Genomic DNA, 21,569 nt, shown 5'->3' with positions numbered 1-21,569 from the left:
AAGGGATGGTTAGGTAATGAATATAAATATTCATTACCCCCGGTTAAAACTGATTATTTATTTAATTGATAAACTACGAAATATTCATTTCTTTTTGATAGCGTTTAATCACTGCTGTACTTTTTTGTGGATCGGTCATATTCATTGGATCAAGCAAATAATCTGCCTGTACTGGCGTCAGCAGCTTTTCTGCTAACACGACCTGCTTTACACTGGTCCGTTGCTGAAACGCAGTCTTGGCAATTCGAGAGCCAACCTGATAGCCAAACAGTGTTGCGATAATGGTCGCAAGCGCTGTACTTTCCTCTGCATAACGAGCGCTCACTTCTTCATTGATCGCGATATCCTTCAGGCACTTGTCAATAAATAAAGGTATCCCTTTAGTCAATAACGAGCAGGATTCAAAGAGCGCTTTCAACAGCACCGGTTCCCACACGTTCAGATCAAGTTCACCACCCTCAACAGCCATCGTCACAGTTAGGTCATTGCCAATCACCTGATACGCAATTTGATTTATCAGTTCGGGCATTACAGGATTAATTTTGCCTGGCATAATTGAAGAGCCCGGTTGCACCGCAGGGACAATAATTTCATTAAAGCCAGCTCTTGGCCCTGAACCCTGAATACGAAAATCGGTAGCCATTTTGGAGAGAAACGCAGCTATTTTTTTAAGCTGTGCGGAAAATTCAATATAAAAGTCACCGTGCTGGAGACCATCAAAGAAATCTGCTTCCGGGGTATATTTATCACCAGTAATAATTTCCAGCCACTGATAAACTGCCGGGATATATCCTTCGTGAGTGGACAATCCCGTACCTATAGCTGTCGCTCCCAACGGTAAAAATAATGCTTCTTCTCTGACTTCCACCATTTTTGCTTTAAGTCTGCTTACCTGCGTGCGATAAGCGCCAAATTGCTGGCCAAACGTCATCGGCACTGCATCTTGTAAGCAGGTTCTCCCTAATTTCACCTTGTCAGCAAACAGGCAACTTTTTTCTGTTAACACTGCTTCCAGTTTTTCCAATTGGACTAACAATTGATCTATATTCATGCGGCTGGTCATTTTCATCGCCGCAGGGATGACGTCATTCGTTGACTGTCCCATATTAACGTGGGTATTCGGGTGAATCTCATCATATCCACGTTTGCCGGTAATTAGCTCATTAGCACGGTTTGCGACCACTTCATTCATGTTCATGTTGGTTGAAGTGCCGCCGCCTCCCTGAAAAACATCAATGGGGAAATGGGCATCAAAATCACCGGCCATTACCTCCTTCAATGCTGTAACGATGGCCGACGCTTTCTGCTGATCCAGCGCACCAATTTGTCTGTTCGCCTGTGCTGCCGCTTGCTTGATTGCGGCGATAGACCATAAAAAGTGTGGGATTTCTCCTGCTGTTTTGCCCGACACTGAGAAATTCAGCATCGCACGTTGTGTTTGAATACCGTAGTAAGCTTCATCTGGCACCATTAAAGTTCCTAATAAATCCTTTTCTTCACGCATTTCTGTTTCTCTTGTGTATTAAGGTGGTTATACCTTAATTTAGTGATATGACAGATAGTTTGAAGTAGCTCAAAGAAAAAATACCATTTAAAAGTTAGATAGATACTATTAAAAAATGTAATGCTAAGGGATGAGAATGAAGGATATTAACTTCGATTTTAAGCAATTACAGGCATTTTTAGCCGTGATAGACACAGGCTCATTTACAGCTGCAGCCAGGAAACTCAACGTGACTCAGTCATCAATTTCGCAGCAGGTTGCAAACCTGGAGGTAGGATTAAATACTGCTCTGGTCAACCGTTCACAGCGACCAATCCAGATGACAATTGCCGGGCAAGCACTCTACCCGCTAGGAAAAAAAATTATTGATAACGGTGTTCACCTGCAAGAACATATCAATGCAATAAGCGACGGACATATTTCGAATCTGAAAATTGGTTTTGTGGATTCAATTAGTAAAACCGTTGGCCTGGATATCCTAAAGTTTCTGCAACCACAGGTGAAGCATATTTTTCAGGTGACAGGCACAGCATCTGGATTGCTCCAGGCGCTTAATAAGGGGGATATTAATCTGGCTGTAACCATGTTACATACTGAAATGCCGCCCAATGTTAGAATGTACCCGTTGATTGAGGAAGAGTTTCTATGTATTTGTCCCAAAACATGGCCGGAAACAGAGTTGGAAGAATTATGTAAGCAGCGGAACTACATTGCTTATACCCAAAATACGCCAACGGGAATCCAGACACTCAACTGGCTAAAATGGCAAAACTTTTCTCCTGCCATTCAGTTTGAAATGGACAATGCTGATGAGATTTTGAAACTGATAGCCTGTGGTTACGGGTGGACGTTAACTACGCCGCTGTTTATTACTACTATTCCAGCTTTTTCTGACTCGCTAAAGATCATCCGGATCAAAAAACGTAAAGAGCGTCGCAAAATTGTTCTGTTGTGCAAAAATGACGAGTTTTCGGTTTTTTATAAAAATCTGGCATTTGAGATTCGTTCGATACTGGAAACGAAACTGGAGCAGGAGTTTTATAACCAGGTGGATTTGGATGCTAATTTGCCATCATAAATATGTATACGAACATAGCATCTCTCCGACACAGTAGGTGTTTTTGTCTGGATTATCACTTTTGTTTCTCTTGCCTTATGTATTATTGCTGCAGATCAATTATTAAGAAAAAACAAAAGAACCAGAAGGAAGTTCGGAAGTAGCTTATCTACAATATTAGCTATTGATAAAATCAAAGTAACATTTCGTAAAGTTTGGATGTTTTATTTCTCATAGACGAGTATTTACATATTATGATATAATATGACGGAAAAAACTGGCAGGTTATTAACCTGCCAGTAATGTAAATAAATTGTCGAGGAGAGCATTCCAGTGGGACGTAAATGGGCCAATATTGTTGCTAAAAAAACGGCTAAAGACGGTGCAACGTCAAAAGTATATGCAAAGTTCGGTGTGGAAATCTATGCTGCTGCTAAACAAGGCGAACCAGATCCAGAATCAAACTCATCTTTAAAATTCGTTATTGAACGTGCAAAACAAGCACAAGTTCCAAAGCATGTTATTGATAAAGCAATTGATAAAGCCAAAGGTGGCGGAGATGAAACGTTCGTGCAAGGGCGTTATGAAGGCTTTGGGCCAAATGGTTCAATGATTATCGCTGAAACCTTGACATCAAATGTTAACCGTACGATTGCTAATGTCCGCACTATTTTCAATAAAAAAGGCGGGAATATCGGAGCGGCAGGTGCTGTCAGCTATATGTTTGACAATACTGGCGTGATTGTATTTGAAGGCACAGACCCTGACCATATTTTTGAAATTTTGCTTGATGCTGAAGTTGATGTTCGTGATGTAACCGAAGAAGAAGGAAACATCGTTATTTATACTGAACCTACAGATCTTCACAAAGGAATTGCAGCTCTAAAAGCAGCTGGAATTACTGAATTCTCAACAACAGAATTAGAAATGATTGCTCAATCAGAAGTTGAGCTTTCACCAGAAGATTTAGAAATCTTTGCAGGACTTGTTGATGCCCTTGAAGATGACGATGATGTACAAAAAGTATACCATAACGTTGCAAATCTCTAATTATAAATTAAAGGAATCTGTCATTCTGGCAGATTTTTTAATTTCATAAATTTGTATAAAAAACATATCTAGCCAGATATATTAATGATGACAAATAGATAAAAACTGCTATCTTCCAAAAGAAATTCCATTAATGGAAGACGCAATCAACGCCAAAACCGTAAGTTATGATTTCGAACGTCTGATGGGCGGTGCTAACCCGCTGGAATATTCAGAGTTTGGCGACGTGATCATCGAAAACATGTAATCCAGATTCTGGGTTGTGGGAGAACGGGAACCGAACGGTTCCCGTTTTTTTTTTGCCTGTCTATCCTTATCGTTTATGGTCTGCACGATGATGAGGTTATCAACATCCAACTTTTATATGTGAAATATTATTGAAATAACTTCAATTACAATGTTTTGTTATATATTGATTAATAAACTGGTAGCTTAAATATATATTTTTGCAACGTTCTGTATCGGGCGGTATTTAGAGCAGGTGCTTTTCAAATGAATGTCTACATTATTTCATGCGCAATACTCGCAGTCAGAATAATCCCATTAAGGGGTGGGTTGTAAAAACTGTTTGCATATCTGATATGCATGGTGATATTTATTAATACAGCAAAGATGCATTTGGTTTGCGTGTTAATAGCATGTTTAAGATAAACTAAATGCCATGTTTTTGTCGTTAGTAATCTACCGTCATGCAAATAAATGTCAACATTGATTCCATCGTGAGTCAGAAGTCTATATTTATTAAGATGTTAAATTCGACTTATGAATGAAAGTAAAATATGCGGTTTACCATTGTGAAGTTGTTATTTTTTACGGAGTTAATGTCTATATTGCCAGAGTGTTTCAGGTTACTGAATGAAGAGCTTCCATTGAGAAAGGGCCGGGATTAAAGGGCGTCCAATATCAGATGAAATAGTTTGTGCTGACAGAAAACTTGAAGCATATCGTGCGGGCTTTGATACCGCTGAAAATATTTAAGAGGTAATATTATGAAGAAGTTAATTGCTGTGGCTATTGTTGCTGTAATTCATACATCACCGGCTTTAGCTATTAATGCTCAATACCGCGCTCAGCTTGAGCGTTCCGGTTGTACTGAAATGAATGCAGGTACCACTTGTAATATTCACAAAACTGCAGAGCAGAATGAGCGAAATGCTCGTCGTCACGGAGGATATAATTCTCCGGATGTAATCCGCGCGCATTTAAATCAGATGGTTGTGGGATCCTTTCGTGGGGAAGCTGTTGATGTAATGGAGTCTGATGGGTGGACACGTATCTCTCAGGACGGTAGTAAATATCGTAAGGATGACCGTTATGCGACTCTGGTTTGGGGGCAGGATGATGCTGTTGCATCGGTAGTTGTTCGCTAATTTATAATAAAAGAGACACAACACATGAAAAAGTTAATCACATTTATTGTATTCACAACTTTATTGTCTGGCTGTTCTGCGGACTTCGCACAACGTTATGCAGATGCAAAGCGTGACCAGGAGCGTAAGGAACATCACCATCATGAACATCAGAACGACGATTACACCAGTTCTGATGGATATCGTATGGTTACGAGACACGGTGTAACTCTTCCTGATTGCGAGGAACTGCCGGATGCGAGTCAGGCAGATAATGGTGGACGCTGCTGGTATAAGTAAGACAGTCATTTTTATACTCAGAACCGCTATCTCGCAGATTCATCATTCTTTAAGATTTCAATCTCCGGTTTGTACAACCTGAGCCTCCTGCGCCATCGGAGAACCCTTGGCGCAAAATCCCCCCAGATAATGACGTTGATCGATGACAGCATTTTCTTTCTTTCACTAATAGGGCTTTAATATTTTGATATAAGATTATCAGCCAAATTTACTGTATGATTTGCAGCGGCTTACAATAAATTTCATCCTCTTTTTATTGGGAAACTTCACTTGTTCTTCTGTGTGTTGGAAGAAGTAATGAGTCAGGATGAAACTAAAGCTTGCGATGTTTGGTTAACCATGCGTTAATGGTTGTGCGGTTTGATACAAAATTATCTGAAGTAGTTATTGAAGTATTTCTCTTCACTTTCACCTCTTAAGAATCCTTTTGGTTTTTTCTGATAAATTTTTTTCGGACCATTCTGCCTAAGGGCTTACTCAAAAAGGTAATAGTGATGTCTAATAAAATGACTGGTTTAGTTAAGTGGTTCAATCCTGAGAAAGGATTTGGATTCATTACTCCTAAAGACGGTAGTAAAGATGTGTTTGTCCATTTTTCTGCCATTCAGGGAACCGATTTTAAAACTCTGAATGAAAATCAGGAAGTCGAGTTTGGTGTGGAACAGGGACCCAAAGGCCCATCGGCAGTTAATGTCGTGACACTTTAAGGTAACTGTTATTACTAATCATATTCACTTCCGGTGTCCATGTTGTCATGGTTCTCAATACAGAACATCGACTTTCGATGTTACTGACAGAAATCCTTTCGGGGCAAAATGTATTTTTTGCAAATCTACAATGATTACATTTGATAATATTGCACTGTACATTCGTTCCGGCCAGGCTCCATTGGATTTCAGGAAATAATTTTATTGGGCTCCTTTATGGGGCCTTTTTTTCAACCTGTTAAAAGGTGTTCCAGTCAGGATCATCATGGTGCGGTTATGAAAAAAGTGATAGTTTTTTTTAACACAGAACCAGCGGTTACTGTGTCATTGATGGAAGGCATAACCACAATATTACGTGAGTATCCAAATGGTGAGAAAGCTCACCTAACCGTGATGTCAGCTGGCTTCCCTTCACTAACAGGAGATCATAAAGTGGTCTATGTTGCCTCTGATCGTGATGTTAGTTCTGATGAGATTCTTGAGGCTGCATCGAAGTTGTTGTAATGGCTGTCGGGCGTTTTTACTACCAAGTTGTATAAACTCTTCTGCTGTTGTTTCATCTATGAACAATTCTTGTCTAACTAATAGACAGTAACTCTGTGGTTATTGAATCTTCTTACTGAATAGTCTATAGATATCAACGGTTGCATATACTCGTCGTACTTCAGGTTGCATATATGCTGGCTGTGCTTGTCCATCCGGATCACTTACCGGAGTCAGGTCCCCGAGATCGTCTCGCTGGCTGTCTTCCTGCAACTCGATTTATTTAGAGTATAGTTATACTGAATCATACCTACTGGCGCGTTGATGCCGTTACAGACCAGAAGAGGTGCATAGTGAACGTCGAAGATTTGAAACGTAAAACTGAAACAGATATATCTGAATTTATCACAAAGAAAATAGCTGAACTCAAAAAAAAGACAGGAAAAGAAGTTTCTGACATTCAGTTTATTGCTCGTGAGAAAATGACGGGTCTTGAAAGTTATGATATTAAGATTAAATTGATCTAGTTCCCCAAAGCAATTCAACATTATCAAAAGCATCATCATCCATAAGATGTGATGCTTTTTTGTCCATGAAAAACTGCAGTGAATTTTATCCTATCAGTTCAACCGCCAGGTCAGTCCATCTTGTTTCAAACGGTTCTTTCACACATAGTGTGTAGTCAGATTTAGCCTGGAGGTTCGAATGTTAAAAGTTATTGCCGAAGATTTCATAAAAGTTGAGTGTGTTGATATCGTTATCCCTCTGTATCGTGAGCTGGTATCGGCAACGAAAAAAGAAACTCTCTGCATTTCTTATGATTTGTATATTGATGAAAAGGATCCGGGACACTTTATTTTTATCGAAGAATGGCCGGACCATGCAGCACTCGACGAACACTGTGCAAGTGAACATTTCAGAAGGCTTGTGCCATTAATTGATCAACATAAGCGGCAGGATGCTCGTTATATTCTTATGAATTACTTAGTGAGCGCAGATGGCTCGTAAATCTGATACGGTATTATGCTAAGTTAACATTATTTTCCAGTTGAGTCCGGGCTATAAGTAATAGCCCGGGATGATAAATTGTCAAAAATTAGAACTGATAGTTTAATGAAACCCAGTAGTTACGGCCAGGTATCACATAGCCGGTCGTGGATTGCGCTGTCTGGAAGTAATCACCCGCGTAGGTACTATTGCGGCCTACCTGATACAGTGTGACGTCGCTAAAGTCTTTATCCAGTACGTTATTAACTGCCGTATTCAGCGTCAGTTCTTTGGTCAGTTTATAGGACAGTCCCATGTCCAGAACGGTCCAGGCTTTTAAATTAGCGCCTTTGTCGTCATATACTTTCTTTTGTACCGCGCTGAGATTGTCGTAATTCTCGGTAAAACGTGGGGCTTTACCACGATAACGTGCGCTCAGCCAGGCATTCATATCTTCCGTAGCCTGCCAGTTCAAACGTGCGTTAGCCATATGTTTAGGTGTATAGCTCAATGGCGCGCCTTTATTATCGCCATCTTTTTGTTTGCTCTGAGTGTAGGTGTAGTTGAGGGATAAACTCAGCACGTCCGACCAAAGAGGGAAGGTGCTGGCGAATTCAACACCATCAGTTCTTGCTTTGCCGCTGTTGGTGTAGCTATTGGTATAATCATCAATAGAGTACGAGACAATTTTATTCTTATATTCGGTATAGAAGCCGGTAATGTTGGCGTTCAGTCCCGTATCGTTTTCATAATACAGTCCGGTTTCATAGCTGGTGCTCTCTTCGGGCTTAAGGTCCGGGTTGCCGACCGTATTGACGGTTCCCTGGGCGGTAACACCACTGATACCATTGTGTAATTGGCTGAGTGACGGGGCTTTATATCCTGTCGTGACGCCGCCTTTCAACGTCCATTCTTCAGATACATCCCAGACCAGGTAGGCGCGAGGGCTGAGATGACCGCCAAAGACATCGTTATGTTCGTAGCGTGTCCCTGCGGTTAATGCCAGTGAGTCGAGAATGTGCCACTCATCTTCAGCGTAGGCAGCCCATGTTTTCTGGTGGAATGTTTCGCCAGTATTGGCCAAAACAACACCGTCTTTCATACGCGCATCCCAGTATTCTCCCCCGAGGGTTAAGAGGTGCGAATCACCTAATGGTGTCAGCAGCAGAGAGTCCAGAATGACGTTGGTATTTTTCAGTTCACGGGCATCACCGGCCCGGCCAGCATTTTCTGGTGTGAGCGCGGAAGAGACCAGTTGTCGGCCTTTATTCTCGGTTTCATTCCAGCCCAGGGATGACTTCCAGGTTCCGAATGTTAATGCGGTATCGTGGCCGAGGGTCACTTTGTTACGCTCATAGCGCAGCGTCTTGTCATAACCCCCGGTCAGGCTACCAAGCTGTCCGTCAACGTTATCGTAACGCTGTCTGGCTGAGTCAAGATCCATCCAGAGTGTATTGTTTTCGCTGGTTTTCCAGTCCAGTCGAGTACCGATATTGTAGTTTTCAGATTCAGTTGGGTAGGGCACACGTGTCGAAGATGTATCGCTCAGGGAAGTGATGCTTGAGCCTTGCCGTTGAGTCGTGCTGCCGCGAACCTGCATATCCAGGACGCCTGCGATTAAAGGACCGCTTGACCAAAAGTTGGCGACAGTGCTGTTACCCCATTTATTACTTTCTTGCAGGTTCACGCCGGTATTGATGGAAGTACTCCATTTATCGGTGCTTTTTTTGGTAATGATATTAACAACACCACCAATTGCGTCAGAGCCGTAAAGCGTAGACATGGGACCGCGGATCACTTCAATATGATCAATCGCCGCCAGTGGCGGCATAAAGCTGGTGTTCATGGCAGAGAAGCCGTTTGGTGTAACGTCGCTGCTTCCGTTTTGACGAATACCGTCTATCAAAATCAGGGTATAGCTGGCGGGCATACCACGGATACTAATCTCCAGACCACCGGTTTTACCGGTACTGCTTTCAACATCTACCCCTTCAACTGAGCGCAGGGCTTCGCCTAAGTCATTATATTTATTGGTTTGTAATTCTTGCTGTGAAATAACGGAAACGCTGGCAGCAGCGTTGGTGATCTTTTTTTCGTAACCGGAAGCGGTCACGACCATAACGTCTTCTGCGAAGGCATTAGTACAGCTGAATCCAATACAGGACAGAACGACAGAAGCAACGGGCTTTAAACGCATAGTCAAACTTCCTTTGTTAAAAATTAGAAGGAAGTAAGATAAATGATGGTAATGATAATACAAATAATTATCATTATTAATTTACATAAATTGTCACTTCTGGTGTCTTTCTTGAATAAATATACATAAATTGTCATAAATTCGAGTCAGAAAGGACGACAAAATCAGCCAGTAGTTATCTTTGTAATTATTGACATTAATTTAATATCGAATTGAATAAATCAGATGTTGTTAAAACATGCTTTCAGCAAAGAATGTCATGTCGCTTGCTGAATATTAGAAAGTCGTATGATGTTTTTTTAAAATCGTCATACTTTTCTGCGCTGTATCATTTTTTTCGTCGATACTGTCCGCCATAATCCTTTCCCCAGGAAGTCGCCCAACGACAGCGGGTTGTTGTGTGGCATAAAAAAACACAAAATCTGGATAAGATAATGATTAAAGGCAAGCTGGCGCTGCTTACGTGCGCATTGACTCTCGCATTTACCTCACCACTTATCGCTGCGCAAAAGGCGGTCGACGGTCAGACATTAAAGCTGGCTATTGGATCCGAACCAACGGAAGGGTTTGACCCGATGCTGGGCTGGAGCCACGGCAGTTATCTTCTTCTGCATGCACCACTATTAAAACAAAATGCAGATATGAGCTGGGGTAACCTGCTGGCAGAGAAAGTGGTGACCAGTGCCGATGGTAAAACCTGGACGTTAACGCTAAAACCTGATCTTAAATTCTCCGATGGTTCAGCGCTAACGGCTGAAGATGTGGTGTTTACCTATAACAAAGCAGCTCAAAGCGGTGGGAAAATTGACATGGGTAATTTCACCCATGCCCGGCTTCTCGACAGTCGCACGGTGGAAATTACGCTTCGTAGCCCGCAGAGTACCTTTGTCAACGTACTCGGTTCTTTAGGTATTGTGCCGGCAAAACTGTATGACGAAAAAACATTCGCCAAAAACCCGATTGGTGCAGGCCCGTATCGGCTGGTGAGTTTTCAGCCGGGGCAGCAACTGATCGTGGAGGCTAACCCCTGGTATGTTGGCAAGAAAAATGATTTTAATCGGCTGGTATTTGTTTTCCTGGATGAAGACAACGCTTACGCAGCCGCGCGTAGTGGTCAACTGGGCCTGGTACGTATAGCGCCATCGATGGCCGTAGCACCACAGCAGAAGGATCTCAAACTCTGGGTTCGCAACAGTGTAGAAAACCGGGGAATTGTGTTCCCAATGGTTCCGGCAGGTAAAAAAGATGCCAATGGCTATCCTGTCGGTAACGATATCACGGCCGATGTTGCTATCAGACGGGCCATTAACTACGCCATCAATCGGCAGCAATTAGCTGATCAGGTTATGGAAGGGCACGCTATCCCTGCTTTTAGCGCGGTTCAGGGGCTTCCATGGCAGAGCAAATCCGTCACTTTCAAAGATGGCGACAGTGAAAAAGCACGGACTATCCTGGAAGAGTCCGGCTGGAAAGTGGGTAAAGATGGTGTACGCGTGAAAGACGGCAAAGAAGCCCGTCTGACCTTATGGTATACGAGTGGCGACAGTACTCGTCGGGATCTCGCTGAAGCCGTTCGTTCAATGCTGGAACCTGTCGGTATTGCAGTATCCCTGCAATCAGGAAGTTGGGAAACCGTTGAGCGCAATATGCATGCTAACCCGACGCTATTTGGATGGGGGAGCCTGGATCCGATGGAGCTTTTCCATCATTACAGCGGGCAGGCTGCGGGTGTGGAGTATTACAATCCCGGTTACTACAGTAACCCTGTGGTGGAGCAACATCTCAAACAGGCCATTGATGCCCCGGACTGGCAGCATGCGTTACCTTTCTGGCAACAGGTGGAGTGGGATGGGAAACACGGCGCTGGCGTACAGGGCGATGCTGCATGGGCATGGTTGCTAAATATTCAGCACACCTATCTGGCAAATCCGTGCATTGACTTAGGCTCTGGTGCTCCGGAAATTCACGGTAGCTGGTCACTACTCAATAATCTTGATGAATGGACCTGGACCTGCCGTTAATGAAGTTTGCTTTGGCGTATGTTCTTCGGTTGGCCGTTTTGTTGGTGCTGGTAGCTGCTGGCACCTTCATCTTACTCAGCTTTTCACCGGTCGATCCCATTCGTGCCTACATTGGCAACGATCTCCTGCACGTTCCACCCGAGCAATATGGGCGAATTGCCGCTCGCTGGGGGCTGGATCAGCCGCTGTGGGAGCGCTTTGGACACTGGTTTTTGCGCGTGCTACAGGGCGATCTCGGCTATTCCATGTTGTTTAATGCGCCGGTAGCCAGCGTGATCAAAGAGCGTTTTACGACGTCCTTTGCACTGCTTGGCGGGGCATGGTTGATGTCAGGTTTGCTGGGAACAGCAATGGGATTTGTCGCCGGACGTTTCCTGAACCGCTGGCCAGACCGAGCTATTTGCCGACTCAGTTATCTGCTTTCTTCCTTACCGACCTTTTGGATCGGCATGCTATTGCTGGCAGTATTCGCGGTGCACTGGCCTGTGTTGCCCGTCTGCTGCGCATGGGAGCCGGGCAATAATGGTGAAATGGCGACGTTTGCTGAACGTCTTCGTCATCTGGTGCTTCCCGTATGTGCCCTCAGCTTGCTGGGACTGGGGCAGATTACGCTCCACACGCGAGAAAGTATCGCCAGCGTGATGAAAAGTGAATTTGTCCGTTTTGCCCGTTCTCAGGGGGACAGAGGATGGTCGCTTTTACGCCACCAGGTACTGCGTCATGCCATTACGCCTGCGCTGTGCCTGCAATTTGCTTCGCTCGGCGAACTGTTTGGCGGCGCATTACTGGCTGAAAAAGTCTTTGCTTATCCCGGACTGGGTCAGGCTACGATTGATGCCGGATTACGTGGTGATGTGCCGTTGCTAATGGGGATCGTCTTGTTTAGTACCGTGCTGGTGTTCATCGGCAACTCCGTTTCAACCTGGCTTGTCCATTTTCTGAATCGTGCACTGGAGCGTCCTGATGCTCTATAACCCGACACCAACGTTAATTCGTCTTTTGCTGTCCGTAGGCTGTTTATTATTTATTGCCGTGTATGGCTCAGTTTCGCTGGATAATCCAGTAAACGTCAATCTTCTTGCCCGGCACTTGCCTCCGGATGCGCTGCACTGGTTTGGTACGGATAATCTTGGGCGTGATTTATGGCTTCGATGTTTTCAGGGGGCGTTAACCAGCCTGCAAATTGGGATTGGCGCAGCGTTGTGCAGCGGTTTGATTGCCTTGTTGATGGCTGCCGTTTCGCGTTTGCATCCGCGTTTGGATGTTCTTATGCGGTTAATAACCGATGCTATGTTGTCGATGCCGCATCTGCTGTTGCTGATCCTGATTTGTTTTACGCTGGGCGGTGGAAAAAGCGGGGTGATTATGGCGGTTGCGCTAACCCACTGGCCGCGTCTGGCATTGATCCTGCGTGCTGAAGCGGAACGCGTTGCACATAGTGACTACCTGACACTGACCTGGCGGTTGGGACACGGTCATTTTTACTGTTGGCGCCATCACTATTTCCCGGCGTTATTGCCTCAATGGTTGACAGGCACGCTGCTGATGTTCCCTCATGCGGTGTTACATAGCGCGGCGCTGAGCTTCCTGGGGTTTGGGCTGGCACCGCATGAACCTTCACTGGGTTTGTTGCTGGCGGACGCCCTGCGGTTTATCAGTCATGGTAACTGGTGGTTGGTGTTGTTTCCGGGGCTCATGTTGTTCAGCCTGGTGATGTTATTTGACCAGTTCGCCAGGGCAGTGCATCGTTTGTGGCTAAGGGGTAATGCATGTTGAGTTTGAAGCAGGCCTCGCTGGAGGTGGCTCGTTATCGCTGGTACGGCGCGAGAAATTGGTCATCGCTGCTGCAAGATATCTCTTTTGATGTTGCCCCTGGTCAGATGGTGGCGTTAGTCGGAGGAAGCGGAGAAGGTAAGAGCCTGCTGTTACAATGCCTGCTTGATCTTTTGCCGGAAAACTTGCGCTTTCAGGGGACCATTACTCTGGATGGTAAGAAGCTGGAGCGCAATGAGATCCGGGCGCTTCGCGGTAATACCTTCAGCTATGTGCCACAAGGTGTGCAGGCGCTTAATCCGCTGCTGACTGTTAAAAAACATCTGAAAAGGGTAAGTCAGCTCTCCGGTCAGGCATGGAAAACGGAGGAAATAGAGCATTTGCTCCAGCGTAGCGAACTTGAGTCAAGCGTGCTGGAAGCGTTTCCGCGCCAGCTTTCCGGCGGGATGGCGAAACGAGTCCTGGCGTGTCACGCGTCGCTCAGTCAGGCTCGTTATATCCTTGCTGACGAAATTACCGCCTGGCTTGATGCCCCGTTGGCGAATCAGTTGCTTGAGCAGTTGCGTGATCTTTGCGAGCAAGGACGTGGCGTTTTATGGGTGACACACGATCTTACGCTGGCAGCGCGACATGCCGACCGGATTGTCGCGCTGCATCAGGGGCGGGTATCGGATAACGTGAGCCGGGAACAGCTTCTGCGAGGTGATATTAGTGAACATTTGCAGCGACAATGGAAAGCATTACCTGAACAAAATCAACTTTTTGGAGAGCTGAATGCTGTGCTGTCGTGATGTTGTGATTCGCCAGGGAGGGAAAGTGCTGTGGCAAAACCTGAACTTCTCGCTTGTTGCCGGGGAACGCATGGGAATTTGCGCGCCCAGCGGGACTGGGAAAACAACGCTGGGACGCGTTCTCGCTGGCTGGCAAAAACCGACATCAGGCGAAGTACTGGTGGATGATTCACCGTTGCCAACTCATCAATATTGCCCGGTGCAACTTGTCCCACAACACCCTGAGCTAACTTTTAACCCCTGGCGAAGCACCGGTGATGCGGTACGAGATGCGTGGCAGCCAGATGCTGACATGCTTGCCCGTCTGCATATCAACCCTGAATGGCTAACCCGCCGGCCCGGGCAGCTTTCAGGCGGTGAACTGGCCCGTATTGCAATACTCCGTGCGCTCGATCCGCGTACGCGTTTTCTGATCGCAGATGAAATCACTGCCCAGCTCGATCCTTCCATTCAAAGAGATATATGGATGTTGCTCCTTGAGGAATGCCAGCGCCGCCCATTAGGCATGCTTGTGATCAGCCATCAGCAGGCATTGCTTGCTCAGATTTGCCCCCAGGCGTTACTCTGTCCGACATCCACCTTAATCTGAATTAGCCGTCGGGTTTGCTTCGGCGTTTCTTCTTCTCCCGGTAATACATGAAAGTGCATATGAAACATATTATTGCTGTTGCCATTTTATTTGGGTCAGTGATCCCGCTGGCTAATGCCTCGATACAGGTGGGTTTTTCTCCGGAAGGCTCTGCTCGGGCATTAGTACTGGATTCAATTAACCATGCAGAACACACCATCGATATGATGGCTTATTCCTTCCAGTCAGCAGACATTGTAAAGGCGCTGGTGAATGCGGAAAAACGAGGCGTAGTGGTGCGGGCCGTGGTTGATAAAAAACGCAACCAGGGCAAGGTCAGTCAGAAAGCTATCGCCTTTGCCACTGCCAATGGGATTGATGTTCAACTGGACGGTCATTACCACATACAGCACGACAAAGTGATGATTATTGATGGTGATACGCTGGAGACCGGATCTTTCAATTTTGCCAAATCTGCAGAGTTTGAGAATTCTGAGAATGTTCTGGTTATCAGGGGAGAGCCTGCCGTTGTGGCACAGTATCAGGCCCATTTTGACAGCCGCTGGAAAATCGCCCACCAGCAAGGTTGAATTTATAACATCAGTGTTGATTATGTTGTGATGTTATATTATAACAATTCACTCACAAACATTTTGAGGGTGAAATTTTGGCTATTCGTTTTGAAAAACTGGCAGTCGTTCTGGGGATGCTTTTAGCCAGTGGTCAGGTTCTAGCTCATGGTCACCATTCCCACGGTGCACCGATGACAGAAATAGAGCAAAAAGCGTCAGAAGGTGTTTTCGATGATAAAAATGTCAAAGACAGGTCGCTGAGCGACTGGGATGGCATGTGGCAGTCTGTATACCCATATCTGGTAAGCGGTGAACTTGATCCGGTATTCAAAAAGAAAGCGGAGAAGGACAAAAGCAAAACGGCGGATGAGATTAAAGCCTATTACCGTAAAGGTTATGTAACCAATGTGGACACCATCGGCATTGAGGATGGGGTGATGGAATTTCATACCGGTAATCAGGTTGAATCGTGCAAGTATGATTATGCCGGATATAAAATATTGACTTATCAGTCAGGTAAGAAAGGCGTTCGCTACCTGTTTGAATGCAAAGATGCCGGCAGTAAAGCACCAAAGTATGTTCAGTTCAGCGATCATATTATCGCACCGCGCAAGTCGAGCCATTTCCACATATTTACCGGTAATACCTCACAGGCGGCTTTGCTTGAAGAGATGGACAACTGGCCGACGTATTATCCATATCAGCTTAAAGCAGCAGAGGTCGTTGACGAGATGCTGCATCACTAATTTGCGCGACGACCATTTATTTAAACCCGCCGACAATGGCGGGTTTTGTATAAAAAGTGTCACTTGCGAATTATTTTTCGGATGTCAGCGTGGTATAGCTGGTCATGAGGTTGCGGTAGTCAGGAATATGGTTGGAGAACAGTGTTCCCAACCCTTCAATATCATTACGCCAGTCGCGGTGTAGTTCACAGGCCAGACCGAACCAGGTCATCAGCTGGACGCCCGCGGAAGACATACGATTCCATGCGGAGTCACGGGTCAAAGGATTAAACGTGCCAGACGCGTCAGTGACCACAAATACATCAAATCCCGCTTCAATTGCGGACAGCGCAGGAAACGCAACGCACACTTCCGTTACAACCCCGGCAATGATCAACTGCTTTTTGCCCGTCGCTTTAATCGCTTTGACAAAATCTTCATTATCCCAGGCGTTAATCTGCCCTGGACGAGCGATGTAAGGGGCTTCAGGGAACAGCGCCTTCAGCTCGGGTACCAGTGGCCCGTTAGGGCCTGTTTCAAAGCTGGTGGTCAGAATGGTGGGTAGCTTGAAGTATTTCGCCAGATCGGCCAAAGCCAGTACGTTGTTTTTGAATTTGTCTGGATCTATGTCACGAACCAGAGACAGCAAACCCGTTTGGTGATCAACCAGCAGTACGGCAGCCTGATCTTTATCAAGACGTTTATAAGCAATAGTCATTTTTCTTTCTCCAGGTGATGAAAGGGCGCCTCGGAAGGCTTGAGTTATGGATAAACATTAGTGGCTGAGCTGGGTATTGGGTAGGCGCAAAAATGAGTTTCATCGTTGCAAATCTGGAACGAGAAAAATAATGCTGCAATATAGCTGCAACAGAGAGCATTATTCTCAACCATTCCTTTCCATCGCACGGCGCATTCGTTAGCATATTGTCTCGCAGTAAGTGCATGTGTTTTTTCAGGAAGAGGTTAACGTGTTCGCAGAGTATGGAGTTCTGAATTACTGGACGTATCTGGTCGGTGCTATTTTTATCGTGCTGGTGCCGGGACCCAATACGATATTTGTGCTGAAGAACAGCGTCGGACGAGGAGTAAAGGGGGGATATCTTGCAGCAAGCGGTGTGTTTATCGGCGATGCTGTGTTGATGTTTTTGGCTTATGCAGGTGTCGCTGCACTGATCAAAACAACGCCTGTTTTGTTTAATATCGTCCGTTATCTCGGTGCTTTTTATCTGCTGTATCTCGGCGCAAAGATCCTCTATGCAACATTGAAATCGAAAAATGGTAATGCGGCGGCGGAAGAAGTTCCGTTTGGCGCGATTTTCAAGCGTGCATTAATTCTGAGCCTGACAAACCCTAAAGCGATATTGTTTTATGTTTCGTTTTTCGTGCAGTTTATTGATGTCAATGCGCCGCACTCAGGGCTGTCATTTTTTATTTTGGCCATCACGCTTGAGATAGTGAGCTTTTTCTATCTGAGCTTCCTTATTTTCTCTGGCGCGTTTGTAACGCAATATATTCGCACGAAGAAAAAACTGGCTAAGATTGGCAACTCTCTTATCGGTTTGATTTTTGTCGGTTTTGCTGCGCGTCTGGCTACGCTTCAGTCATAATGCCACTGGCCCGCTGTTGGCGGCGGGCTTTCAAAATTCCCCGCTCCTGCTTATTAATTGTGAAAACCCGCAGTAACCAATAAATGGTATTTTAAATATATATTTTGAGGCGTACCCTGTTCACAGCAGCGATTCAATAAAGGTCGCTGGTTGTCGACTGGAAAAGGGAAGAAAAATGCTTCAAATTCCACAGAATCATATCCATACACGTTCAACTCCGTTCTGGAACAAAGAGACCGCGCCTGCCGGAATTTTCGAACGCCACCTTGATAAGGGAACCCGTGCCGGGGTATATCCTCGACTTTCGGTTATGCAGGGGGCGGTCAAATATCTCGGATTCGCGGATGAGCACAGCCCGGAGCCAGAAGAAGTGATGATTATTGAAGCCGGTCAGTTTGGCGTTTTTCCGCCGGAAAAATGGCACAACATCGAAGTAATGACCGACGACACCTATTTTAATATCGATTTTTTTGTTGCGCCTGAAGTCCTGATGGAGAGTGCTAATCAACGAAAAGTCGTGCGTACCGGTAAGGAGTAAATCATGGGTAAAGCAACCTATACCGTCACCGTCACTAACAACAGCAATGGCGTTTCTGTTGATTATGAAACTGAGACACCGATGACGTTGCTGATCCCAGATGTGGCAGCTGAAGTCGTCAAAGACCTGGTGAATACCGTACGTTCATACGATACCGAAAATGAGCATGAAGTCTGTGGCTGGTAACATTACACATACTGTTACTGGTTAATTTTGTGGTCCTTTCTGTAAAGCCGCAACGCGTTATGAGAGCGTGTTGCGGCTTTTTGTCTTTATAAATTAACCAGTTCCATCATTGGTTATTTATGAAACAACATTAAGAAAACCTTAAGAAATACGCATTCATTGCTAATAGCCAACTATTCACAAGGGTTATGATCGTAAGCCAGACACTGAAATGAACACTGCGCTTATGAAATTTGATACCCGACTTACATTACCTTCAATCATTCTTGGACTGATTGTCGTGGCGATCCCGTTCACCGCAAACTGGAATCTGCCTCTGCTTAACGGCCTTGTTGTCCGAAGCATTGAGAACGGGCAAGCGTTATGGTTGCTGTTTGGTGCTGTATTTACCGCACTGTACATTCGGCCCTTATCCCGTCCTGAAGGTGGGAAGCAATTTTGGTTATGGGCGACGGTGTGGTGGTTAGTATTGCTGGGAAGAAGTACCAGTTGGGGACGTGACTACTTTCCTGAATATCCAAAGCTTGTATTCCGCGCCATCTCTGTGGTTCTAATCGCCATGATTATACTACCCGTACTGATCTCGAAACGCTTACGTCAGGAAATCGCGCGACGCTTTCGTGAGGAACCGCTGCCGATCTGGTTGCTGGTGATTACGGTATGTGCGTTTTTGATTTCCGACACCGTGGAGCACCATCGTCTGCTGGCACCGCTATTCCTGCACAATGCGCATTATGGCGATCTTATTGAAGAACTGTATGAAATGCCGTTTATGGTGGGGCTATTTTTTATTAACTTCGGCTTTATGCACCGTGATAAGCAGGAAGAGTATGCGTCTGTTCACGTAGGCAAAGCGCAACTGGCCGAGTGACAGGACATGCAGCCTGAGTCCGGAAAGTAAGACTCAGGCTGGTTTTACTACCGCTTACTCAATGGCTTCGCACAGACGTGACTTCATTTCGCTGTACGATTGCGCTGCGTAGTTCTCCGCCCAACTTTGATCGGCAATGTGTTCAATATTCACCGCACAATATTTGGTTTCCGGCGTTTTAGAGATAGGATCCAGGTTATCCTGCGTCAGCTCGTTACATGCGCCAATCCACCATTGATAGGTCATATAAACCGTTCCGCGATTGATGCGCTCTGAGACATCCGCCCGGCTGATCACTTTCCCGCGACGAGAACTGACCCATACCAGATCGCGATGACGGATCCCGTGTTTTTCTGCGTCACTGGCATTGATCTGTACATAGCCAGGCTCATCTGCCAGCGCTTGAAGTGCCGCGCAGTTACCTGTCATAGAACGACAGGAATAATGCCCGACTTCTCGCACGGTACATAACACCATCGGATATTTTTCATCAGGGACTTCTGCCGGCGCCCGCCAATGTGCGGCAAACAGTTTGCCTTTGCCGTTGGCGGTATCAAACTGGCTGTTTTCGTACAGATAGGGGGTGCCTGGATGATCGAGATCCGGGCAAGGCCACTGGACGTGTCCCATATCGCCCATTTTTTCGTAGGTAACACCGTAGAACAATGGGCACAGTTCGCGCATCTCATCCCAGATTTGCTGGTTATTTTGATAGTGCATTGGATAGCCCATTTCGCTAGCCAGCAGACTGATAATTTCCCAGTCGCGTTTCACATCTCCGCCTGGTTCTATGGCTTTTTCAAAACGCTGGAAGCCACGGTCGGCACAAGTGAAAACACCACCATGTTCACCCCATGAGGTAGCAGGCAAAATAACGTCAGCCATTTCCGCCGTCTTGGTCATAAAGATATCCTGCACAACGACAAAATCGAGTGCGTTGAACCCTTCGCGAACCAGACCCAAATCGGCTTCGGTCTGCAGCGGATCTTCCCCCATGATGTAGTAGGCTTTGACTTTGCCTTCTATTGCCAGGTGTGGGACTTCAGTGATTCGTGTACCGACCTTGTCATCCATCAGATTGACGTCAATACCCCATGCTTTGGCAAATTTCTCCCTTACTGCAAAATCGGTCACGTCCTGGTAACCCGGGAACTGGTTAGGCAGAACCCCCATGTCACACGCGCCCTGGACGTTATTTTGTCCACGTACCGGACCGACGCCAACATTAGGACGTCCCAGGTTCCCGGTCAGTAGCGCCAGGGATGATAGTCCACGTACAACGTCAACGGCCTGCCCAAATTGCGTCACTCCCATCCCCCACATGACGGTGGCAGAAGGGGCTGATGCAAATGTGCGCATCGCCTGACGCACCTGTTGTGCAGGAACGCCAGTTAAGTGCTCAACGGATTCCGGGGCATAATCCTTAACGGTTTCCCAGTAAGTTTCCAGACCCTCAGCATGTTTTTGCACATACTCACGATCGTAAAGTTGCTCTTCAATGAGAACATGGCCGAAGGCATTTACCAGCGCCATATTACAGCCGTTTTTCAATTGAAGATGCTGGTCTGCAATACGTGCTGTTTCAATACGGCGAGGGTCGCACACAATAATTTTAGCGCCATTCTGACGCGCTTTGATAACCCTGCGGGCCACAATCGGGTGAGAATCTGCGCAGTTATAACCAAAGATGAGCAGGCATTTGGAGTTTTCAATGTCGCTGATGGAGTTACTCATTGCACCATTGCCTAACGTTTCTTGCAGGCCGGCGACGGAAGGGCCGTGGCAGACGCGGGCACAGCAATCGACATTGTTGGTATGGAGCACGCCGCGGGCGAATTTTTGCATCACATAATTGGTTTCATTCCCGGTACCACGGGAAGAGCCCGTTGTCATAATGGCGCGGGGACCATAGGCGTTTTTGATTTCGGATAAGCGTTTGGCGGTGTAACGAATGGCTTCATCCCAACTAACGGGCGTGAATTTTCCACCTTTTTCATAGCGGATCATCGGGCGAGTCAGACGGGGGGTCAGAAGGCGAGTGTCGTTAAGGAAATCCCAACCATAGTAGCCTTTCAGGCATAACTGATTTTGATTTGTTACACCCTCTGCGGCTTCGGCGCGGATGATTTTGTTATTTTCAACAACAAGCTTGAGCTTGCACCCGGCCCCACAGTATGGGCAAACACTGGTGATTTTTTTCATCAATAACAGACCTGTTAAAAGCTGAAATAGCGCGAATTGTAGACGAAGCCACGCGATTGCATCGCGGACTACGATTTGTCG

At 45.9% G+C, this 21,569-nt stretch carries 24 protein-coding genes and 1 pseudogene; 21 read left to right on the top strand and 4 right to left on the bottom strand.

Translation table 11 applies throughout. The features are described from left to right. Positions 1-73: 73 nt before the first annotated feature. Positions 74-1,504 carry an aspartate ammonia-lyase gene (locus tag OGX98_RS09870; RefSeq protein ID WP_286595223.1) on the bottom strand — a complete coding sequence of 477 codons (1,431 nt, stop codon included), beginning with the start codon at positions 1,502-1,504 and terminating at the stop codon, positions 74-76. Positions 1,505-1,640: 136 nt separating this feature from the next. Here OGX98_RS09870 and OGX98_RS09865 point away from each other — a divergent pair, with 136 nt between their 5' ends. The 10 genes and pseudogenes from OGX98_RS09865 (at position 1,641) to OGX98_RS09825 (ending at position 7,458) form a co-directional block, all read left to right on the top strand. Continuing rightward, positions 1,641-2,582: a LysR family transcriptional regulator gene (locus OGX98_RS09865; protein ID WP_045441878.1), complete on the top strand. Its 942-nt coding sequence runs from the start codon at positions 1,641-1,643 to the stop codon at positions 2,580-2,582. Between the two features lie 312 nt (positions 2,583-2,894). After that, positions 2,895-3,611, top strand: a complete 717-nt coding sequence (locus OGX98_RS09860; RefSeq protein ID WP_045441888.1) for a YebC/PmpR family DNA-binding transcriptional regulator — start codon at positions 2,895-2,897, stop codon at positions 3,609-3,611. Positions 3,612-3,744: 133 nt separating this feature from the next. Beyond that, positions 3,745-3,858, top strand: a pseudogene (locus OGX98_RS24055) (hypothetical protein); the annotation flags it as partial. 742 nt (positions 3,859-4,600) lie between these two features. After that, positions 4,601-4,981: a hypothetical protein gene (locus OGX98_RS09855; protein WP_045441890.1), complete on the top strand. Its 381-nt coding sequence runs from the start codon at positions 4,601-4,603 to the stop codon at positions 4,979-4,981. Between the two features lie 24 nt (positions 4,982-5,005). Beyond that, positions 5,006-5,260 (top strand): membrane lipoprotein lipid attachment site-containing protein, encoded by a 255-nt coding sequence (locus tag OGX98_RS09850; protein WP_045441892.1) that lies wholly within the window; start codon positions 5,006-5,008, stop codon positions 5,258-5,260. Between the two features lie 494 nt (positions 5,261-5,754). Further along, complete coding sequence (gene cspE / locus OGX98_RS09845) at positions 5,755-5,967, top strand: transcription antiterminator/RNA stability regulator CspE (protein WP_045441895.1); 213 nt, start codon at positions 5,755-5,757, stop codon at positions 5,965-5,967. A 10-nt stretch (positions 5,968-5,977) separates the two neighbouring features. After that, on the top strand, positions 5,978-6,166 hold the full coding sequence (gene ymcF / locus OGX98_RS09840; RefSeq protein ID WP_071829076.1) for a cold shock small protein YmcF: 189 nt from the start codon (positions 5,978-5,980) through the stop codon (positions 6,164-6,166). A gap of 77 nt (positions 6,167-6,243) precedes the next feature. After that, complete coding sequence (locus OGX98_RS09835) at positions 6,244-6,471, top strand: hypothetical protein (protein ID WP_045441897.1); 228 nt, start codon at positions 6,244-6,246, stop codon at positions 6,469-6,471. A 332-nt stretch (positions 6,472-6,803) separates the two neighbouring features. Next, complete coding sequence (locus tag OGX98_RS09830; RefSeq protein WP_045441900.1) at positions 6,804-6,977, top strand: GnsA/GnsB family addiction module toxin; 174 nt, start codon at positions 6,804-6,806, stop codon at positions 6,975-6,977. A 178-nt stretch (positions 6,978-7,155) separates the two neighbouring features. Next, positions 7,156-7,458 carry a putative quinol monooxygenase gene (locus OGX98_RS09825; RefSeq protein WP_200011538.1) on the top strand — a complete coding sequence of 101 codons (303 nt, stop codon included), beginning with the start codon at positions 7,156-7,158 and terminating at the stop codon, positions 7,456-7,458. Between the two features lie 88 nt (positions 7,459-7,546). Here the strand turns inward: OGX98_RS09825 and OGX98_RS09820 are convergent, their stop codons facing one another. After that, positions 7,547-9,634 carry a TonB-dependent receptor gene (locus tag OGX98_RS09820; protein WP_048221626.1) on the bottom strand — a complete coding sequence of 696 codons (2,088 nt, stop codon included), beginning with the start codon at positions 9,632-9,634 and terminating at the stop codon, positions 7,547-7,549. A gap of 434 nt (positions 9,635-10,068) precedes the next feature. Here OGX98_RS09820 and OGX98_RS09815 point away from each other — a divergent pair, with 434 nt between their 5' ends. The 7 genes from OGX98_RS09815 (at position 10,069) to zinT (ending at position 16,105) form a co-directional block, all read left to right on the top strand. Further along, positions 10,069-11,655, top strand: coding sequence for an ABC transporter substrate-binding protein (locus tag OGX98_RS09815; protein ID WP_225760815.1), 1,587 nt, complete (start codon positions 10,069-10,071; stop codon positions 11,653-11,655). Continuing rightward, the gene (locus OGX98_RS09810; protein WP_045441907.1) at positions 11,655-12,629 is read left to right on the top strand and encodes an ABC transporter permease; all 975 of its coding nucleotides are present in this window, start codon (positions 11,655-11,657) and stop codon (positions 12,627-12,629) included. The genes OGX98_RS09815 and OGX98_RS09810 overlap by 1 nt, the downstream gene beginning before the upstream one ends. Continuing rightward, complete coding sequence (locus tag OGX98_RS09805) at positions 12,619-13,431, top strand: ABC transporter permease (RefSeq protein WP_045441909.1); 813 nt, start codon at positions 12,619-12,621, stop codon at positions 13,429-13,431. Before OGX98_RS09810 ends, OGX98_RS09805 begins: the two co-directional genes overlap by 11 nt. Then, complete coding sequence (locus tag OGX98_RS09800) at positions 13,425-14,219, top strand: ATP-binding cassette domain-containing protein (RefSeq protein ID WP_286595220.1); 795 nt, start codon at positions 13,425-13,427, stop codon at positions 14,217-14,219. Before OGX98_RS09805 ends, OGX98_RS09800 begins: the two co-directional genes overlap by 7 nt. After that, positions 14,203-14,808, top strand: a complete 606-nt coding sequence (locus OGX98_RS09795; protein ID WP_045441915.1) for an ATP-binding cassette domain-containing protein — start codon at positions 14,203-14,205, stop codon at positions 14,806-14,808. The genes OGX98_RS09800 and OGX98_RS09795 overlap by 17 nt, the downstream gene beginning before the upstream one ends. A 59-nt stretch (positions 14,809-14,867) precedes the next feature. After that, entirely contained in the window at positions 14,868-15,377 is a 510-nt protein-coding gene (locus tag OGX98_RS09790; RefSeq protein WP_286595218.1) for a phospholipase D family nuclease, read from the top strand. Between the two features lie 83 nt (positions 15,378-15,460). Next, entirely contained in the window at positions 15,461-16,105 is a 645-nt protein-coding gene (zinT, locus tag OGX98_RS09785; RefSeq protein WP_370637140.1) for a metal-binding protein ZinT, read from the top strand. 70 nt (positions 16,106-16,175) lie between these two features. Here zinT and ycaC read toward each other — a convergent pair whose 3' ends face one another. Next, positions 16,176-16,802, bottom strand: a complete 627-nt coding sequence (ycaC, locus tag OGX98_RS09780) for an isochorismate family cysteine hydrolase YcaC (protein WP_045441920.1) — start codon at positions 16,800-16,802, stop codon at positions 16,176-16,178. Between the two features lie 250 nt (positions 16,803-17,052). Here ycaC and leuE point away from each other — a divergent pair, with 250 nt between their 5' ends. The 4 genes from leuE (at position 17,053) to OGX98_RS09760 (ending at position 19,286) form a co-directional block, all read left to right on the top strand. Beyond that, a complete protein-coding gene (gene leuE / locus OGX98_RS09775) occupies positions 17,053-17,691 on the top strand; it encodes a leucine efflux protein LeuE (RefSeq protein WP_045441923.1) in 639 nt (212 codons plus the stop codon). A 175-nt stretch (positions 17,692-17,866) separates the two neighbouring features. Beyond that, the gene (gene yeaR / locus OGX98_RS09770) at positions 17,867-18,229 is read left to right on the top strand and encodes a DUF1971 domain-containing protein YeaR (protein WP_045441926.1); all 363 of its coding nucleotides are present in this window, start codon (positions 17,867-17,869) and stop codon (positions 18,227-18,229) included. A gap of 3 nt (positions 18,230-18,232) precedes the next feature. After that, positions 18,233-18,415, top strand: coding sequence for a DUF1869 domain-containing protein (locus OGX98_RS09765; protein WP_045441929.1), 183 nt, complete (start codon positions 18,233-18,235; stop codon positions 18,413-18,415). 226 nt (positions 18,416-18,641) lie between these two features. Beyond that, positions 18,642-19,286, top strand: a complete 645-nt coding sequence (locus OGX98_RS09760; RefSeq protein WP_045441932.1) for a hypothetical protein — start codon at positions 18,642-18,644, stop codon at positions 19,284-19,286. Between the two features lie 54 nt (positions 19,287-19,340). Here the strand turns inward: OGX98_RS09760 and fdhF are convergent, their stop codons facing one another. After that, the gene (fdhF, locus tag OGX98_RS09755; RefSeq protein ID WP_045441935.1) at positions 19,341-21,488 is read right to left on the bottom strand and encodes a formate dehydrogenase subunit alpha; all 2,148 of its coding nucleotides are present in this window, start codon (positions 21,486-21,488) and stop codon (positions 19,341-19,343) included. Between the last annotated feature and the right edge of the window lie 81 nt (positions 21,489-21,569).

Source organism: Citrobacter sp. Cm046, assembly GCF_030333065.1.
GTDB lineage: Bacteria > Pseudomonadota > Gammaproteobacteria > Enterobacterales > Enterobacteriaceae > Citrobacter > Citrobacter murliniae.
The sequence above is the reverse complement of the archived record's forward strand: the minus strand, read 5'-3'. Positions and strand labels throughout refer to the sequence as shown.

Bases quoted from the DNA above. Each gene is read 5' to 3' on its own strand.
- OGX98_RS09825 (WP_200011538.1), top strand. From the start codon at position 7,156: ATGTTAAAAGTTATTGCCGAAGATTTCATAAAAGTTGAGTGTGTTGAT.
- fdhF (WP_045441935.1), bottom strand. From the start codon at position 21,488: ATGAAAAAAATCACCAGTGTTTGCCCATACTGTGGGGCCGGGTGCAAG.
- OGX98_RS09870 (WP_286595223.1), bottom strand. From the start codon at position 1,504: ATGCGTGAAGAAAAGGATTTATTAGGAACTTTAATGGTGCCAGATGAA.
- OGX98_RS09765 (WP_045441929.1), top strand. From the start codon at position 18,233: ATGGGTAAAGCAACCTATACCGTCACCGTCACTAACAACAGCAATGGC.
- OGX98_RS09855 (WP_045441890.1), top strand. From the start codon at position 4,601: ATGAAGAAGTTAATTGCTGTGGCTATTGTTGCTGTAATTCATACATCA.
- OGX98_RS09835 (WP_045441897.1), top strand. From the start codon at position 6,244: ATGAAAAAAGTGATAGTTTTTTTTAACACAGAACCAGCGGTTACTGTG.
- ycaC (WP_045441920.1), bottom strand. From the start codon at position 16,802: ATGACTATTGCTTATAAACGTCTTGATAAAGATCAGGCTGCCGTACTG.
- cspE (WP_045441895.1), top strand. From the start codon at position 5,755: ATGTCTAATAAAATGACTGGTTTAGTTAAGTGGTTCAATCCTGAGAAA.
- OGX98_RS09805 (WP_045441909.1), top strand. From the start codon at position 12,619: ATGCTCTATAACCCGACACCAACGTTAATTCGTCTTTTGCTGTCCGTA.
- OGX98_RS09810 (WP_045441907.1), top strand. From the start codon at position 11,655: ATGAAGTTTGCTTTGGCGTATGTTCTTCGGTTGGCCGTTTTGTTGGTG.
- OGX98_RS09815 (WP_225760815.1), top strand. From the start codon at position 10,069: ATGATTAAAGGCAAGCTGGCGCTGCTTACGTGCGCATTGACTCTCGCA.
- OGX98_RS09760 (WP_045441932.1), top strand. From the start codon at position 18,642: ATGAAATTTGATACCCGACTTACATTACCTTCAATCATTCTTGGACTG.
- OGX98_RS09795 (WP_045441915.1), top strand. From the start codon at position 14,203: ATGCTGTGCTGTCGTGATGTTGTGATTCGCCAGGGAGGGAAAGTGCTG.
- OGX98_RS09800 (WP_286595220.1), top strand. From the start codon at position 13,425: ATGTTGAGTTTGAAGCAGGCCTCGCTGGAGGTGGCTCGTTATCGCTGG.
- OGX98_RS09865 (WP_045441878.1), top strand. From the start codon at position 1,641: ATGAAGGATATTAACTTCGATTTTAAGCAATTACAGGCATTTTTAGCC.
- yeaR (WP_045441926.1), top strand. From the start codon at position 17,867: ATGCTTCAAATTCCACAGAATCATATCCATACACGTTCAACTCCGTTC.
- OGX98_RS09850 (WP_045441892.1), top strand. From the start codon at position 5,006: ATGAAAAAGTTAATCACATTTATTGTATTCACAACTTTATTGTCTGGC.
- OGX98_RS09820 (WP_048221626.1), bottom strand. From the start codon at position 9,634: ATGCGTTTAAAGCCCGTTGCTTCTGTCGTTCTGTCCTGTATTGGATTC.
- OGX98_RS09790 (WP_286595218.1), top strand. From the start codon at position 14,868: ATGAAACATATTATTGCTGTTGCCATTTTATTTGGGTCAGTGATCCCG.